The 14,171-nt window shown below is 73.3% G+C and carries 10 protein-coding genes and 1 pseudogene; 8 read left to right on the plus strand and 3 right to left on the minus strand.

From position 1 onward, the window contains the following. The first annotated feature begins 19 nt into the window (after window positions 1–19). Complete coding sequence (locus AC4IJH_RS03200) at window positions 20–1,849, plus strand: ABC transporter ATP-binding protein (protein WP_490850037.1); 1,830 nt, start codon at window positions 20–22, stop codon at window positions 1,847–1,849. 69 nt (window positions 1,850–1,918) lie between these two features. Here AC4IJH_RS03200 and AC4IJH_RS03205 read toward each other — a convergent pair whose 3' ends face one another. Then, entirely contained in the window at window positions 1,919–3,592 is a 1,674-nt protein-coding gene (locus tag AC4IJH_RS03205; RefSeq protein ID WP_490849917.1) for a PucR family transcriptional regulator, read from the minus strand. 332 nt (window positions 3,593–3,924) lie between these two features. Between AC4IJH_RS03205 and AC4IJH_RS03210 the strand changes: the two genes are divergently transcribed. The 5 genes from AC4IJH_RS03210 (at window position 3,925) to AC4IJH_RS03230 (ending at window position 10,645) form a co-directional block, all read left to right on the plus strand. Beyond that, window positions 3,925–4,824 (plus strand): FAD binding domain-containing protein, encoded by a 900-nt coding sequence (locus AC4IJH_RS03210; protein WP_490849918.1) that lies wholly within the window; start codon window positions 3,925–3,927, stop codon window positions 4,822–4,824. After that, entirely contained in the window at window positions 4,815–5,405 is a 591-nt protein-coding gene (locus AC4IJH_RS03215) for a (2Fe-2S)-binding protein (RefSeq protein WP_490849919.1), read from the plus strand. The genes AC4IJH_RS03210 and AC4IJH_RS03215 overlap by 10 nt, the downstream gene beginning before the upstream one ends. 4 nt (window positions 5,406–5,409) lie before the next feature. Beyond that, the gene (locus AC4IJH_RS03220; RefSeq protein ID WP_490849920.1) at window positions 5,410–7,800 is read left to right on the plus strand and encodes a xanthine dehydrogenase family protein molybdopterin-binding subunit; all 2,391 of its coding nucleotides are present in this window, start codon (window positions 5,410–5,412) and stop codon (window positions 7,798–7,800) included. Between the two features lie 197 nt (window positions 7,801–7,997). Then, window positions 7,998–9,458 (plus strand): NCS2 family permease, encoded by a 1,461-nt coding sequence (locus AC4IJH_RS03225; RefSeq protein ID WP_490849921.1) that lies wholly within the window; start codon window positions 7,998–8,000, stop codon window positions 9,456–9,458. 35 nt (window positions 9,459–9,493) lie between these two features. Continuing rightward, a complete protein-coding gene (locus AC4IJH_RS03230) occupies window positions 9,494–10,645 on the plus strand; it encodes an XdhC family protein (protein WP_490849922.1) in 1,152 nt (383 codons plus the stop codon). Window positions 10,646–10,733: 88 nt separating this feature from the next. Here the strand turns inward: AC4IJH_RS03230 and AC4IJH_RS03235 are convergent. After that, window positions 10,734–11,176, minus strand: a pseudogene (locus AC4IJH_RS03235) (MFS transporter); the annotation flags it as partial. Window positions 11,177–11,309: 133 nt separating this feature from the next. Between AC4IJH_RS03235 and AC4IJH_RS03240 the strand changes: the two are divergent. Beyond that, complete coding sequence (locus tag AC4IJH_RS03240; protein ID WP_490849923.1) at window positions 11,310–11,753, plus strand: winged helix-turn-helix transcriptional regulator; 444 nt, start codon at window positions 11,310–11,312, stop codon at window positions 11,751–11,753. Between the two features lie 116 nt (window positions 11,754–11,869). After that, window positions 11,870–12,727, plus strand: coding sequence for an alpha/beta hydrolase family protein (locus AC4IJH_RS03245; RefSeq protein WP_490849924.1), 858 nt, complete (start codon window positions 11,870–11,872; stop codon window positions 12,725–12,727). 24 nt (window positions 12,728–12,751) lie between these two features. On the opposite strand, the gene AC4IJH_RS03250 is transcribed toward AC4IJH_RS03245, so the two are convergent. Beyond that, the gene (locus AC4IJH_RS03250) at window positions 12,752–13,741 is read right to left on the minus strand and encodes an endonuclease/exonuclease/phosphatase family protein (RefSeq protein ID WP_490849925.1); all 990 of its coding nucleotides are present in this window, start codon (window positions 13,739–13,741) and stop codon (window positions 12,752–12,754) included. Window positions 13,742–14,171: the final 430 nt, after the last annotated feature.

A 14,171-nucleotide genomic window follows, 5' to 3' on the forward strand; every position in this document is an offset into this window, starting at 1 on the left:
GGATGCCGGCAGGGCGACGATGGGTGGGCAGGGCGGGAAGGGCGTGGACGGCGCCGGGAGCGGTGCGCCGCTGCGGTCGCTGCTTCCCGTGCTGGGCGCGCACCGGGGGATGGTGGCGCGGACCTGCGGTGCGGCGCTGGTGGAGCAGGCGGCGCTGGTCGCGCTGGTGACGGGTGCCGCGTACGTGGTCGGTGCCGCGGTGGTCGGGCGTACGGCGCCCAGTGGCTGGGTGGTGGCCGCGCTCGTCGGGCTGGTGCTGGTGCGGGCGGTGGCGACCTGGCGCGAGATGGACCTCTCGCACGATCTGGCCTACCGGGTGCTGGCCGAGCTGCGGGTGCGGGTCTTCGACGGGCTGGCGCGCAGTGCGCCCGCCCGGATCGCGGGGCGGCGCAGCGGCGATCTGGCCGCGACCGCCATGGGCGATGTCGAAGCGCTGGAGTTCTTCTACGCACACGCCATCGCCCAACTGCTCGCCTCCCTGGCGGTGTTCGGCGGCGGAGCGGTGGTCCTGGCCGCCGTTGACCCGTGGCTGGCGCTCGCGGTGCTGCCGGTCGCGGGGCTCCTGATGCTCGCGCCGGTGCTGGACGGGCGCGGGAGGGCGGCGCGTGCGGCCCGTACGCGTGCGGCCGCCGCGTCGCTGTCGGCCGAGGCCGTGGAGACGGTGGACGGACTCGGCGAGCTGGTCGCCTTCGGCGCGCTGGAGCGGAGGAGGAAGCAACTCGCCGCAACGGGAGCGAAGTTGGCGCGGCGGCAGCGGGGTGAGCAGTCGTGGGAGGCGGGTGCGGCGGCGGTGCGTGACGTGCTGGTGGTGGGCGCCGTGCTCGCGGTGGTGGCCGCCGCCGCGCACGGCGTCGCCACCGGGCGGCTCGGCGGTGCCTGGGCCCCGGCCGCGATGGCGCTCGCGCTCGGCGTGCTGGCGCCGGTCGCCGACTCCGCCGCGGCACTGGGCCAGGCGGGCGGGCTGCGGGCCGCGGCGGCACGCGTCGGTTCCGCCGTACGGGCCCCCGCCGGCGCCCCCGAACCGGCCGCCCCGCGCCCCGTACCCGACGGCCCCCTCGGCATCCGGCTCCACGGCGTGCACTTCGACTACGGCGGGGCCGAGGTCCTCGGCGGCCTGGACCTCACCGTCCGGCCGGGCGAGACCGTGGCCCTCGTCGGCGCCTCGGGTGCGGGCAAGTCCACCTGCGCCCACCTCCTGGCCCGCTACTGGGACCCCACCTCCGGGGCGGTGGAACTGCTCCCGTCCCCGGCGGACGGCGCCCCGTCGGCGGCTCTGCCGGCAGGGTCGGCCACCGCCTCCGTATCGCCGGCTGCCCCCACCCCCCTCGACCTCAAGGACATCTGCGACGCCGACCTGCGGCGGGCCGTCTGCGTCGTGGGGCAGGAGGTGCCGCTGTTCCACGGCACGCTCGCGGAGAACGTGCGGCTCGCCGCTCCGGACGCCAGTGACGGCGAGGTGCGTGCCGTCGTGCGGGCCTGTGGGATCGACCGGTTCGCGGCGGGCGGGCTGGAGACGGCGGTCGGGGAGCGCGGGGGGACGCTTTCGGGCGGGCAGCGGGCCCGGATCGCGCTGGCCCGGGCCCTGCTCGCACGGCCGCGGGTGCTCGTGCTGGACGAGACCACGGCGCACCTGGACGCGGCCTCGGACGGCGAGCTGGCCGCGGCCCTGGCGGCGGGATCCGCCTCCCGCGCCACCGTCGTCATCGCGCACCGCCCGGCCACCATCCGTCGCGCGGACCGTATCGCCGTACTGGCGCGGGGGCGCGTCGTGGAGGAGGGGACGTGGGAGGAACTCGCCGCCGGGGGAGGGGAGTTCGCGCGCGTCATGTCCCGGGGAGGGGCGGCGTGAAGAAGGCGCACCCCACCCAGGAGTGTCCCGCCAAGGCCCGCCCCGCCAAGGCGCGCCCCCGCCCGCCCCTCAGCTCATCCGCAGCGCCAGGAAGAAGTCCAGCTTGTCCTCCAAGCGGGACAGGTCGCGGCCGGTGAGCTGCTCGATGCGGCCGACCCGGTAGCGCAGGGTGTTCACGTGCAGGTGCAGGCGGGTGGCGCAGCGGGTCCAGGAGCCGTCGCAGTCCAGGAAGGCTTCCAGGGTGGGGATGAGTTCGGCGCGGTGGCGGCGGTCGTAGTCGCGCAGCGGGTCCAGCAGGCGGGCGGTGAAGGCGCGGCGTACGTCGTCGGGGACGAAGGGCAGCAGCAGGACGTGCGAGGCCAGCTCCTCGTGTCCGGCGGCGCAGACGCGGCCGGGGCGGGCCGCGGCCACCCGGCGGGCGTGCCGGGACTCCTCCAGGGCGCCGCGCAGGCCCTCGGCGGAGTGCACGGGGGCGCTGACGCCGATGGTCAGCCGGCCGTCGCCGTCCAGGCCGCGGGAGAGCGGCTCCTGTACGGCGGCGAGCAGGGCGTCGGCGCGCAGCCCGGCGTCGGCGGAGTCGGTGCTCTCCTCGGGCGCGGTGGGTACGGCGGGCAGCGGCACCAGGGCCACCGCCTCGTCGCCGGTGTGCGCCACGGCGATCCGGTCGGAGGGGTCGGGTCCGAAGGTGCCCGGGTCGACCAGGACCTCCTCCAGGAGCGACTGGGCGACCGGGCCGCCGGGCACCTCGCCGCCGTCCCACTCCACCCGCGCCACCACGACCTGCCAGTGCGGGGCGGTGCCCAGGCCCGGCAGCAGGACGGGGGCGGCCACCCGCAGGCGGGCGGCGATCTCGGCGGGCGCGGCGCTCGCCTGGACCAGCTCCAGGACCTCCTGGGCCAGGCGGCGCCGTACCGTGCGCGCCGCGTCCCGGCGGTCGCGCTCGACGGCGATGAGCTGGGTGACGCCGTGCAGCAGGTCCAGCCGCTCCTCGGGCCAGTCCCCGGCGTCCGCCTCCACGGCCAGCAGCCAGTCCGATAGCACGGTCTCGCGCAGGTCGCGGCCGCCGCCGCGGATGGGGAAGAGGGAGTACGTGGCGCCGTCCGCGCTCACGCGGTGCGGGCCGCGGCGGCCGGTGCGCGAGGCGGCCAGGTGCTCGCCCGCCAGGCGGGCGCAGACCTCGGCGGGCAGCTCGGGCCCTGACCCGGCCAGCGTGGACCCGGCGATCTGGCGGCCGGTGGGCGAGAGCACCCAGGCGCGCAGGTCCAGGTCGGAGCCGAGCAGGTCCAGGACGACCTCGGGGCCGCCGCCGGCCGGGCCCGACGTCATCAGGCGGCGGTGCCGGTCCACGACCGCCGCCAGGTCGCCGGCGCGCTCGCTGGAGACCTGGCGTACGACGTACTCGGTGATGGAGGCGAAGGAGACGTCCTCGACGACGGAGAACAGCGGCAGGCGGTGGCGGGCGCAGGCCGCGACGAGATCGTCGGGGATCGCGCCCAGCTCCGCCTCGCCCGCCGCGAGCCCGGCGACCCCCGCGGAGGCCAGGATGCGCACGAACCGCTCGGAGTCCTCCGGCTCGCGCCGCCAGGCGAGGCCCGTGAGGACCAGCTCGCCGCCGGAGAGGTAGCGGCTGGGGTCGCGCAGGTCCGTGGTCATCACGCCACGCACCGAGCGGTCCAGCTCGTCCTCGCCGCCGAGCAAACGCAGGCCAAGGGTGTCGGTGTCCAGGAGTGCGCGGAGCCGCATGACCTCGCCCGCCGATCTGTCTGTCTTGTGTTGCCGGTGGAATACCGCGAGGTTTCTGTGCCCCGCCGTTCGTTCGAATCTACAAGACCTGCCCCCTGGCCAGCCAACCGCTTCATGCGTTCGGTGACTGCACCGGGCGGCCCGTCGGCGCGTTCACTTGGCCACACCGCATGAACAAGACATGAACGAGCCGCCGGTGTCGAGGGCCATTAGTCCCCGCCGGCCGCTGCGAATGACCCGATTTCGTAGGTGTCCCGGCGCAACCTGGATCCATACGGAAAAGACCTCGAAGCAGTCGAAGCTTTCGATGAACCGGAGAAGAGGGGCCACCTATGGACTTCCTTCGCCCCGCCAGCTGGGAGGAAGCGCTCGCCGCCAAGGCCGAGCACCCCACGGCTGTGCCGATCGCGGGCGGTACGGACGTGATGGTCGAGATCAACTTCGACCACCGCCGCCCCGAGTACCTCTTGGACCTCAACCGCGTCGGTGACCTGCTGGAGTGGGAGGTGGGGGAGAAGGCCGTACGGCTGGGCGCCTCGGTGCCGTACACGCAGATCATGGAGAACCTGCGCACCGAGCTGCCGGGCCTGGCGCTGGCCTCGCACACCGTTGCCTCCCCGCAGATCCGCAACCGCGGCGGCGTGGGCGGCAACCTCGGCACCGCCTCCCCGGCCGGCGATGCGCACCCCGCCCTGCTCGCCTCCGGCTGCGAGGTCGAGGCCGCCTCGGTGCGCGGCACCCGCATGATCCCGATCGACGCGTTCTACACGGGGGTCAAGCGCAACGCCCTGGAGCCGGACGAGCTGATCCGCGCGGTGCACATCCCCAAGGCGGACGGGCCGCAGCAGTTCTCCAAGGTCGGCACCCGCAACGCCATGGTGATCGCGGTGTGCGCCTTCGGGATCGCGCTGCACCCCGGGACCAGGACGGTACGCACCGGGATCGGCTCGGCCGCGCCCACGCCCGTACGCGCCAAGGAGGCCGAGGAGTTCCTCGCCGCGGCCCTGGAGGAGGGCGGCCTGTGGGAGTCCCGGGGGCCCGTACCGCCGTCCGTGGCCAAGCAGTTCGCGCAGCTGGCGAGCGGCGCCTGCAACCCGATCGACGATGTGCGCGGCAGCGCCAAGTACCGCCGCCACGCGGTGGGGATCATGGCCCGCCGCACCCTGGGCTGGGCCTGGGAGTCCTACCGCGGCACCGCCCGCGACACAGAAGGAGGCGCACGATGCGCGTGAACTTCACCGTCAACGGCCGCGAGCAGACGGCCGACGACGTATGGGAAGGCGAGAGCCTGCTGTACGTGCTGCGCGAGCGCATGGGGCTGCCGGGCTCGAAGAACGCCTGTGAACAGGGTGAGTGCGGGTCGTGCACGGTCCGCCTGGACGGGGTGCCGGTGTGCTCCTGTCTGGTGGCGGCGGGCCAGGCCGAGGGCCGCGAGGTGGTCACGGTCGAGGGCCTGGCGGAGTTCGCCAAGCAGCGCTCCGAGGGCGCCTGCGGGACCGGGGCCTGTGAGGGCACCACCCTCGACCAGGCCAAGCGCTGGCAGAGCAAGCCGGCCACGGCCGACGGGCAGACCGGCGAGAACATCCAACTCTCCCCGGTCCAGCAGGCGTTCATCGACGCGGGCGCGGTCCAGTGCGGATTTTGCACCCCGGGTCTGCTGGTCGCCGCCGATGAACTGCTGGAGCGCAACGCCCAGCCCTCCGACGCCGACATCCGCGAGGCGCTGTCGGGCAACCTGTGCCGCTGCACCGGCTACGAGAAGATCATGGACGCGGTCCGGCTCGCCGCCGCGCGCCAGTCCGAGGAGGTCTGAGGCCATGGCCGACACCCGTACGACCGGCATCCCCGCCAAGGTCACGCAAGGGTCGCAGACCAAGGGCGGCATCGGCGAGTCCACGCTGCGCCCGGACGGCACCCTCAAGGTCACCGGCGAGTTCGCGTACTCGTCGGACATGTGGCACGAGGACATGCTGTGGGGCCAGATCCTGCGCTCCACCGTGGCGCACGCCGAGATCGTCTCCATCGACACCGGCGAGGCGCTCGCGACTCCCGGCGTCTACGCGGTCCTCACCTACGACGACCTGCCGACCGCGGTGAAGAACTACGGCCTGGAGATCCAGGACACCCCGGTCCTCGCGCACGGCAAGGTCCGCCACCACGGCGAGCCCGTCGCCCTGGTCGCCGCCGACCACCCGGAGACCGCGCGCCGCGCCGCCGCCAAGATCAAGGTCGACTACCGCGAACTGCCCGTCATCACCGACGAGGCGTCCGCCACCGCGCCGGACGCGGTCCTCGTCCACGAGGGCCGCACCGACGAGCACTCCCGGCACGTCCCGCACCCGAACATCGTGCACCGCCAGCCGATCGTCCGCGGCGACGCCGCCGAGGCCGCCAAGAGGGCCGACGTCATCGTCACGGGCGAGTACACCTTCGGCATGCAGGACCAGGCCTTTCTCGGGCCCGAGTCCGGCCTCGCCGTGCCGGGCGAGGACGGCGGCGTCGACCTGTACGTGGCCACCCAGTGGCTGCACTCGGACCTCAAGCAGATCGCCCCGGTCCTCGGCCTGCCCGAGGAGAAGGTGCGCATGACGCTCTCCGGCGTCGGCGGCGCCTTCGGCGGCCGCGAGGACCTCTCCATGCAGATCCACGCCTGCCTGCTGGCGCTGCGCACCGGCAAGCCGGTCAAGATCGTCTACAACCGGTTCGAGTCCTTCTTCGGGCACGTCCACCGCCACCCCGCCAAGCTCTACTACGAGCACGGGGCGACCAGCGACGGCAAGCTCACGCACATGAAATGCCGGATCGTCCTCGACGGCGGCGCCTACGCCTCGGCGTCCCCGGCGGTCGTCGGCAACGCCTCGTCGCTCTCCGTCGGCCCGTACGTGCTCGACGACGTCGACATCGAGGCCATCGCGCTCTACACCAACAACCCGCCCTGCGGCGCCATGCGCGGCTTCGGCGCGGTCCAGGCGTGCTTCGCGTACGAGGCGCAGATGGACAAGCTCGCCGACCGGCTGGGTATGGACCGGGTCGAGTTCCGGCAGCTCAACGCCATGGAGCAGGGCACGATCATGCCGACCGGGCAGCCGGTCGACTCCCCGGCCCCGGTCGCCGAACTGCTGCGCCGTGTCAAGGCGATGCCGCTGCCGCCCGAGCGCCAGTGGGAGTCCAGCGAGGGCGCCGACGTGCGCCAGCTGCCCGGCGGTCTGTCCAACACCACGCACGGCGAGGGCGTCGTACGGGGCGTCGGCTACGCGGTCGGCATCAAGAACGTCGGCTTCTCCGAGGGCTTCGACGACTACTCCACCGCCAAGGTGCGCATGGAGGTCGTCGGCGGCGAGCCGGTCGCGACCGTGCACACCGCGATGGCGGAGGTCGGCCAGGGCGGTGTCACCGTCCACGCGCAGATCGCCCGCACCGAGCTCGGCGTCACGCAGGTGACCATCCACCCCGCCGACACCCAGGTGGGCAGCGCCGGTTCGACGTCCGCCTCCCGGCAGACCTACGTCACCGGCGGCGCCGTCAAGAACTCCTGCGAGCTGGTGCGCGAGAAGGTCCTGGAGATGGGGCGCCGCAAGCTGGGCAGCTACCACCCGGCGTGGGCGACGGCCGAGCTGCTGCTCGAAGGCGGCAAGGTCGTCACCGACGGCGGCGAGGTCCTGGCCGACCTGGCCGACGTGCTCGAAGGGGAGGCCGTCGAGGTCGAGGCCGAGTGGCGGCACCGCCCCACCGAGGCCTTCGACCTGCGCACCGGACAGGGCAACGGCCATGTCCAGTACTCCTTCGCCGCGCACCGCGCCGTCGTCGAGGTCGACACCGAGCTGGGCCTGGTCAAGGTCATCGAGCTGGCCTGCGCCCAGGACGTCGGCAAGGCGCTGAACCCGCTCTCCGTCGTCGGCCAGATCCAGGGCGGCACCACCCAGGGCCTGGGCGTCGCCGTCATGGAGGAGATCATCGTGGACCCGAAGACCGCGAAGGTGCGCAACCCCTCCTTCACGGACTATCTGATCCCCACCATCCTCGACACCCCGACCATCCCGGTCGATGTGCTCGAACTCGCCGACGACCACGCCCCGTACGGGCTGCGCGGCATCGGCGAGGCCCCGACCCTGTCCTCCACCCCGGCCGTCCTCGCGGCCATCCGCAACGCCACCGGCCTCGAACTGAACAGGACACCGGTACGTCCCGAGCACATCACGGGCACGTAAGGTCCCAGCTGCCTCTGTGGGCAGCCGTGCCGTGAAGGCGGTACGGGTGGGCACGGAGACACCCCGGCGCCGGGCAGCCGCACCGCGGCCCCCAGCGCCACACCAAGCGTTCGCCTCGGGCCGTCCCCCGGGTCGTGCACATCCCAAATCTCGCAGCCTGATGCGAGTGCCCCTTTGAACCTTGGGAGACAGGCACCATGACCCAGCAGTCCATAGAGCCGAAGACGGCGGCGGAGGACGCGGGCACCGGCTCGCGCCCGCCCGCCGGCCGCTCCTGGCTCGACCGATACTTCCACATATCCGAGAGAGGATCCACCCCCGCGCGGGAGGTGCGCGGCGGCATCACCACCTTCATGGCGATGTGCTACATCCTCCTGCTCAACCCGCTGATCCTCTCGACGCCCGACGTCGACAAGAACACCCTCGGACAGGCCGGCGTGGTCACCGCGACCGCGCTCGCCGCCGCCCTGTGCACCCTGCTGATGGGCTTCGTCGGCAAGGTTCCGCTCGCGCTCGCCGCGGGCCTGAACGTCTCGGCGGCCCTGACCTCCCAGGTCGTCCCGCACATGACGTGGCCGCAGGCCATGGGGATGTGCGTGATGTACGGCGTGGTCATCATGCTGCTGGTCGTCACGGGTCTCCGCGAGATGATCATGAATGCGATCCCGCTGGCCCTCAAGCACGCCATCACCATGGGCATCGGCATGTTCGTCGCCCTGCTCGGCCTGGTGAAGGCCGGATTCGTCGGCAAGGGCACCGGAGGCCCGGTCCAACTGGGTACCGGCACCGGCGAGTTGGTGGGCTGGCCGGTCTTCTTCTTCGCCGTCACGCTCCTGCTGATCTTCATGCTCCAGGCGCGCAGGGTGCCCGGCGCGATCCTGATCGGCATCGTGGCCGGCACCGTACTGTCCATCGTCGTCACCAAGGCCGGCGGCCTCACCGACAAGGACTGGGGCGGCAGTACCCCGGCGCTGCACGGCAACGCGGTCGCGATGCCGGACTTCTCCCTGCTGGGCGAGGTCGAGTTCGGCGGCTGGGGCCAGATCGGCGCACTGAGCGTCGGCATGATCGTCTTCACGCTGGTGCTGGCCGGCTTCTTCGACGCGATGGCCACCATCATCGGCGTCGGTACGGAGGCCAAGCTCGCCGACGACAAGGGCCGGATGCCGGGCCTGTCCAAGGCGCTGTTCGTGGACGGCGCCGGCGGCGCGATCGGCGGGGTGACCGGCAGCTCGGGCCAGACGGTGTTCATCGAGTCGGCCAGCGGCGTCGGCGAGGGGGCCCGTACCGGCTTCTCCTCGGTCGTCACCGGCCTGCTCTTCGCCGCCTGCCTCTTCTTCACCCCGCTCACCCAGCTGGTGCCCGCCCAGGTGGCCGCCGCCGCCCTCGTCGTGATCGGCTCGATGATGATGAGCGCAGCCCAGCACGTGGACTGGCGGGACCGCTCGGTGTCCATCCCGGTCTTCCTGACCGTGGCGCTGATGCCGTTCACCTACAGCATCACCGCGGGCGTCGGCGCCGGAGTGATCGCCTACACCGCCATCAAGGCGGCCCAGGGCAAGTGGCGCGAGATCGGCGCCTTCATGTGGGGCCTGACCGCCATCTTCCTGGTCTACTTCGCCCTCAGCCCGATCGAGCACTGGCTGGGCGTCAAGTAGCGTCCGTACCATCCACCGTCCGTGAGGAGACCGAGATGCTGGACATCGCAGCCGAGCTGCACCGGTGGGTCGGGCAGGGGCGCGACTTCGCGGTGGCCACGGTCGTGGCCACCAGCGGCAGCGCGCCCCGCCAGCCCGGCGCCGCCCTGGCCGTGGACGCCGACGGCCAGGCGATCGGGTCGGTCTCCGGCGGATGCGTGGAGGGCGCCGTGTACGAGCTGTGCCAGGAGGCGCTGCGCAGCGGTGAAACGGTTCTGGAGCGCTTCGGCTACAGCGACGAGGACGCCTTCGCCGTCGGTCTGACCTGCGGCGGCGTCATCGACATCCTCGTCACGCCGGTCCGCGCGGCCGATTGCGGGGTGCTCGCCGCCGCGCTGTCCGCCGCCGTCGAGGGGCGGCCAGCGGCCGTCGCCCGCGTCGTACGGGGCCCCGCGCAGCTGCGCGGGCGCGCCCTGCTCGTGCGCGACGGCGGCCCGTACGAGGGCACCCTGGGCGGGCACCGCGACCTGGACCGTACGGTGGCCGCCGAGGCCCGCGCCTACCTGGACGCGGGGCGCACCGGCACCCTGGAGATCGGGGCCGCGGGCTCGCGCTGCGGGCAGCCGGTCACGCTCCTGGTGGAGACCTCCGTCCCCGCGCCCCGGATGCTCGTCTTCGGCGCGATCGACTTCGCCTCGGCGCTGGTGCGGGTCGGCAAGATCCTGGGCCATCACGTCACCGTGTGCGACGCCCGCCCCGTCTTCGCCACCGCCGCCCGCTTCCCCGAGGCCGACGAGATCGTCGTTCAGTGGCCGCACCGCTACCTGGACGCGCAGGTCTCCGCCGGTGCGCTGGACTCCCGTACGGTCCTGTGCGTCCTGACCCACGACGCCAAGTTCGACGTACCGCTGCTGGAGCGCGCCCTGCGGCTCCCGGTCGCCTACGTCGGCGCCATGGGCTCGCGCCGCACCCACCTGGAACGCCTGGAGCGACTGCGCGAAGTGGGCCTGGGCGAACTGGAGTTGAACCGCCTGCGCTCCCCGATCGGCCTGGACCTGGGCGCCCGCACACCGGAGGAGACCGCCCTGTCCATCGCCGCCGAAATCATCGCCAACCGCCGCGGCGGCACCGGCGTCCCCCTGACGGGCGCGCACACCCCCATCCACCACGACACCGCGCCGGTGGGACGGATCGGGTCGGTGGCCTGAGCGGTGCTCCCGTACGGGCGGACCTGAGTGCCGCGGTCCGCCCGTGCCCCAAGAGGGGCGCGGGGAACCGCGCGACCGGCACCCGCTTTCAACCGACTGCTCGGACCTGGCCCGTACGGGAACGCCGCAGCCCTGTGAGGCTGACAACGGTGGCCAGTATGGCCGTGGCCAGGGGGACCAGCAGGGCCGCGTGGTAGCCGCTCAAGGAGCCCGGGGAGGCCGCGGTGGTCAGGACCGCCGACACCGCCGAGAGGCCCAGCGCCGCGCCGAACTGAAGGGCGTGAGCAACAGGCCGCCGGCCAGCCCCTGTTCGTGTGCGGCGATGCCGTCCGTGGCCACGATGGTCAGGGGGCCGAGGGCGAGGGGGAAGGCGAGGCCGATCAGCAGCATGGTCGGGAACATCGCCACGTAACTCCAGTCCGCGCCGACGCGGGCGAACAGGGCGTAGGCCAGGGCGGCCGGGATCAGCCCGGCGAGGATCAGCCGGGCACTGCCGAAGCGCCGTACCAGGACCGGGGTCAGGGTCGGCGCGCGGGAGGGCGAGGGAGACCGGGAGGGGGCGCGCGGGGCGGGAGACGGGAGAGGGCGGTGGGGCCCTTGGTTCCCCTACGGGGGGTCGGTTCCCTCTTGTTACTGATTGCATCCTGCGGCACTCTGGTCAGCCATGGAAGAAGGCACTGCGAAGTCACCGACTTACTGCGCGGGAACCGACGGCGCCGAGTGCGACTACGACCCCCGCCAGTGGGACGTCCGCGAGGGCTGCGAGGTACGCCAGATCCTGGACCGGGTCGCCGACAAGTGGTCGCTGCTGGTGATCGCCCTGCTGGAGCGCCGCACCCTGCGCTTCACCGAACTGCGCCGTGAGGTCGACGGCATCAGCCAGCGGATGCTGACGGTCACCCTGCGCCAGCTGGAGCGCGACGGCCTGGTGCGGCGCACCGTGCACCCCGTCGTACCGCCGCGCGTGGACTACGAGCTCACGCCGCTGGGCGGCACCCTGCACGACACCATCCAGGCCCTGGTCAGCTGGACCGAGCAGCACCAGGACGAGATCGCCCGGGCGCGTGCCGACTACGACCACCGGGCGGCGCACGAGCCCGGCAACTGACGCCGCAAACACCGCTGAAAGCGGCAACGCTGAGGGCGAACGGCCTTCGGTGCGCGCCGCCCCCTGCCTACGTTGGGGACCGGACGATCACGTGCGCGGGGGCGAGGAGGCGGCGGATGACGGCACCACGACAGACAGCGGCCATCACGGGCACGGCGGGGGGCGTGCCGTTCACGGCGCTGCCGCCCGGTGAGCCGGGGCCTGGCCCGGCGCCGCTGCTGCTCACCTGGCACATGCTGGACGCGCCCTGCACCGACGCGGCCTTCGCCGCCGCGCTGCCCATGGACGGGGTGCCGGCCTGGCGGGTCCACCTGGGCCTGCCGCTGTGCGGGGCGCGGATGCCGGACGGCCGGACCGACGCCGTCGTCGCGCTCTCCCGGCGCGACGCGATGCTGGCGTACATGGAACCGCTGGTGCGCCAGGCGGCCGATGAACTCCCGGCGGCCCTCGCGGAGTTGCGCGAGCGGCTGCCCGTGGACGGCGGGCCCGTCGGCGTGCTCGGCGGCTCGATGGGCGGCGCCGTCGCCCTGTGCGTACTGGCCCGCAACCGTGTGCCGGTCCGCGCGGCGGCGCTGGTCAACCCCGCCATCCGAGCCCGCTCGGTGGTCGGCGTCATAGAGGCCGCGACGGGCCGCCCGTACACCTGGTCCCCCGAGGCGCGCGCGGCGGCCGGCCATCTGGACTTCGTCGCCCGCGCCGACGACCTCGCGGCCCGCTCCCCGCAGCCCCCGCTCCTGGTGGTCAGCGGGGAGCGCGACTACGCCACGCTGCGGACGGATGCCGAGGACCTGACCGGGGCCCTCCGCGCCCGTTACGCCGACCCCGCGCGCGTGCAGCTGACGTCCGTCCCGGGCCTGGCCCACCCGCTGGCCGAGCGGCCGGGGCTGGCGCCCGCCCCTCAACTCCCGCTCGCCCAAAGGGTGGACGAGGCCCTGACGGACTGGTTTCGGCGGCATCTGACGCCGGACGCCTGACCCGCAGGCGGCGCCGACCCGAGGTCAGCGCGCCGCGTACAGATCCAGCTCCACCAGCAGCGCCCGGTGATCGCTGCCCGCCAGGGTCAGGAAGCGCGCGCTACGGGCGCGCAGCGCGTCGCTGGTCAGGATGTGGTCGATCTGGGCGCCCAAGGGCGGGGCGGTGGCGGCCGGCCAGGAGGGGGTGCGGGGCCGGCCGGCCAGCCGGGCGCTGTCGTGGACCCCGGCGTCCAGGATGGCGCGGAAAGCGGCGTGGTCCTGGGAGGAGTTGAAATCCCCGGCGATGATCAGAGGGCCGGAGGAACGGGAGGCGGCCAGCGTGCGCAGGCGGCCCAATTCGGTGCGCCAGGCGGGAAGGGATCCGGGGACCGGGGGCATGGGGTGGGCGACCTGGAAAAGGAGCGGCCGGCCCGCGACGGTCAAACGGGCGCGGGGCATGGCGAGTTCGGCGGGAATTTCGCCGTCCGGGGTGAGCGGATAGGTGCTGAGGATCGCGGAACCCTCGGCCTCGCCGTCGCCCGCGATCAGCCGGTACGGATACGCGGCGCGCAGCTCGGCGGATTCCAGCGCCGCCGCACACACCGCCCGGTCGCATTCCTGAACGGAGACCAGATCGGGTTTCTCGCGGCGCAAGGCTTTCAGCAACTCACCGGTCGCCCGGCCGAATTGGAGATTCGCGGACAGGACGCGCAGCCCGGCGACGCGCGGGCCGGGCGCGGCGCCCGGCGCGTCCCCGTACGCGGGCAGGAAGAAGGCGGTCACAACGGCGGCGAGGGCCGCCCAGACGGCGCCGGTGCGCCAGCGCGCCGCGAGGCAGAGCACGAGGGCGACGCCGATCGGGACGAGCAGCCAGGGGAGGAAGGCCAGCAGCTGGGGGACGGGGGTGGGGCCGTCGGCGCCCGCGGCGCGGAAGCCGAGCGGGACGCTGGCACCGGCCAGCAGCAGCCCCGCGCACCAGGCGGCCGGCCGCCGCCAACGCCCCGCTCGCGCCGCAGGCGCGCTCCCCGTCGTCATGCCGACGATGGTGCCGCACCGCCTCGTGCGTGTGACCGATGCCGCACCTGGAGATGGGGGAATCTTGGCCAAAAGGACTACAGAGGAATACCGGAGGTATGGCAGTATTCGAAGAGGTAGGTGCTGATCTGAAGAGCACCGTTTCTGTCCGCGCGAGCGAGGAGGTGATCGGGATGAGTAGTCACAGTCCCGAGGGAAGTCCTTGCCGCAGCGGTGTCGTAGCACTCTGAGCTGCTGACCATCTCCATGCATTGACGCCGGTACGCCCCATGGGCGGCGGTGTCGGCCGCGCTGTGCGCACTTTCTGAATTCAGGGCTATTCCCGCTGCCCCATTCTGCCCTTTTCCAGGGCCGCACGACCTTTAGTGAATTCTTCGCGCAGAGGCCATGCCGGCATGCCGTTTTACGGCCGGGCCGTGCAGTCGCATGC

Source organism: Streptomyces sp. UF-297, from assembly GCF_058245575.1.

Bases quoted from the DNA above. Each gene is read 5' to 3' on its own strand.
- AC4IJH_RS03200 (WP_490850037.1), top strand. From the start codon at position 20: ATGGGTGGGCAGGGCGGGAAGGGCGTGGACGGCGCCGGGAGCGGTGCG.
- AC4IJH_RS03205 (WP_490849917.1), bottom strand. From the start codon at position 3,592: ATGCGGCTCCGCGCACTCCTGGACACCGACACCCTTGGCCTGCGTTTG.
- AC4IJH_RS03210 (WP_490849918.1), top strand. From the start codon at position 3,925: ATGGACTTCCTTCGCCCCGCCAGCTGGGAGGAAGCGCTCGCCGCCAAG.
- AC4IJH_RS03215 (WP_490849919.1), top strand. From the start codon at position 4,815: ATGCGCGTGAACTTCACCGTCAACGGCCGCGAGCAGACGGCCGACGAC.
- AC4IJH_RS03220 (WP_490849920.1), top strand. From the start codon at position 5,410: ATGGCCGACACCCGTACGACCGGCATCCCCGCCAAGGTCACGCAAGGG.
- AC4IJH_RS03225 (WP_490849921.1), top strand. From the start codon at position 7,998: ATGACCCAGCAGTCCATAGAGCCGAAGACGGCGGCGGAGGACGCGGGC.
- AC4IJH_RS03230 (WP_490849922.1), top strand. From the start codon at position 9,494: ATGCTGGACATCGCAGCCGAGCTGCACCGGTGGGTCGGGCAGGGGCGC.
- AC4IJH_RS03240 (WP_490849923.1), top strand. From the start codon at position 11,310: ATGGAAGAAGGCACTGCGAAGTCACCGACTTACTGCGCGGGAACCGAC.
- AC4IJH_RS03245 (WP_490849924.1), top strand. From the start codon at position 11,870: ATGACGGCACCACGACAGACAGCGGCCATCACGGGCACGGCGGGGGGC.
- AC4IJH_RS03250 (WP_490849925.1), bottom strand. From the start codon at position 13,741: ATGACGACGGGGAGCGCGCCTGCGGCGCGAGCGGGGCGTTGGCGGCGG.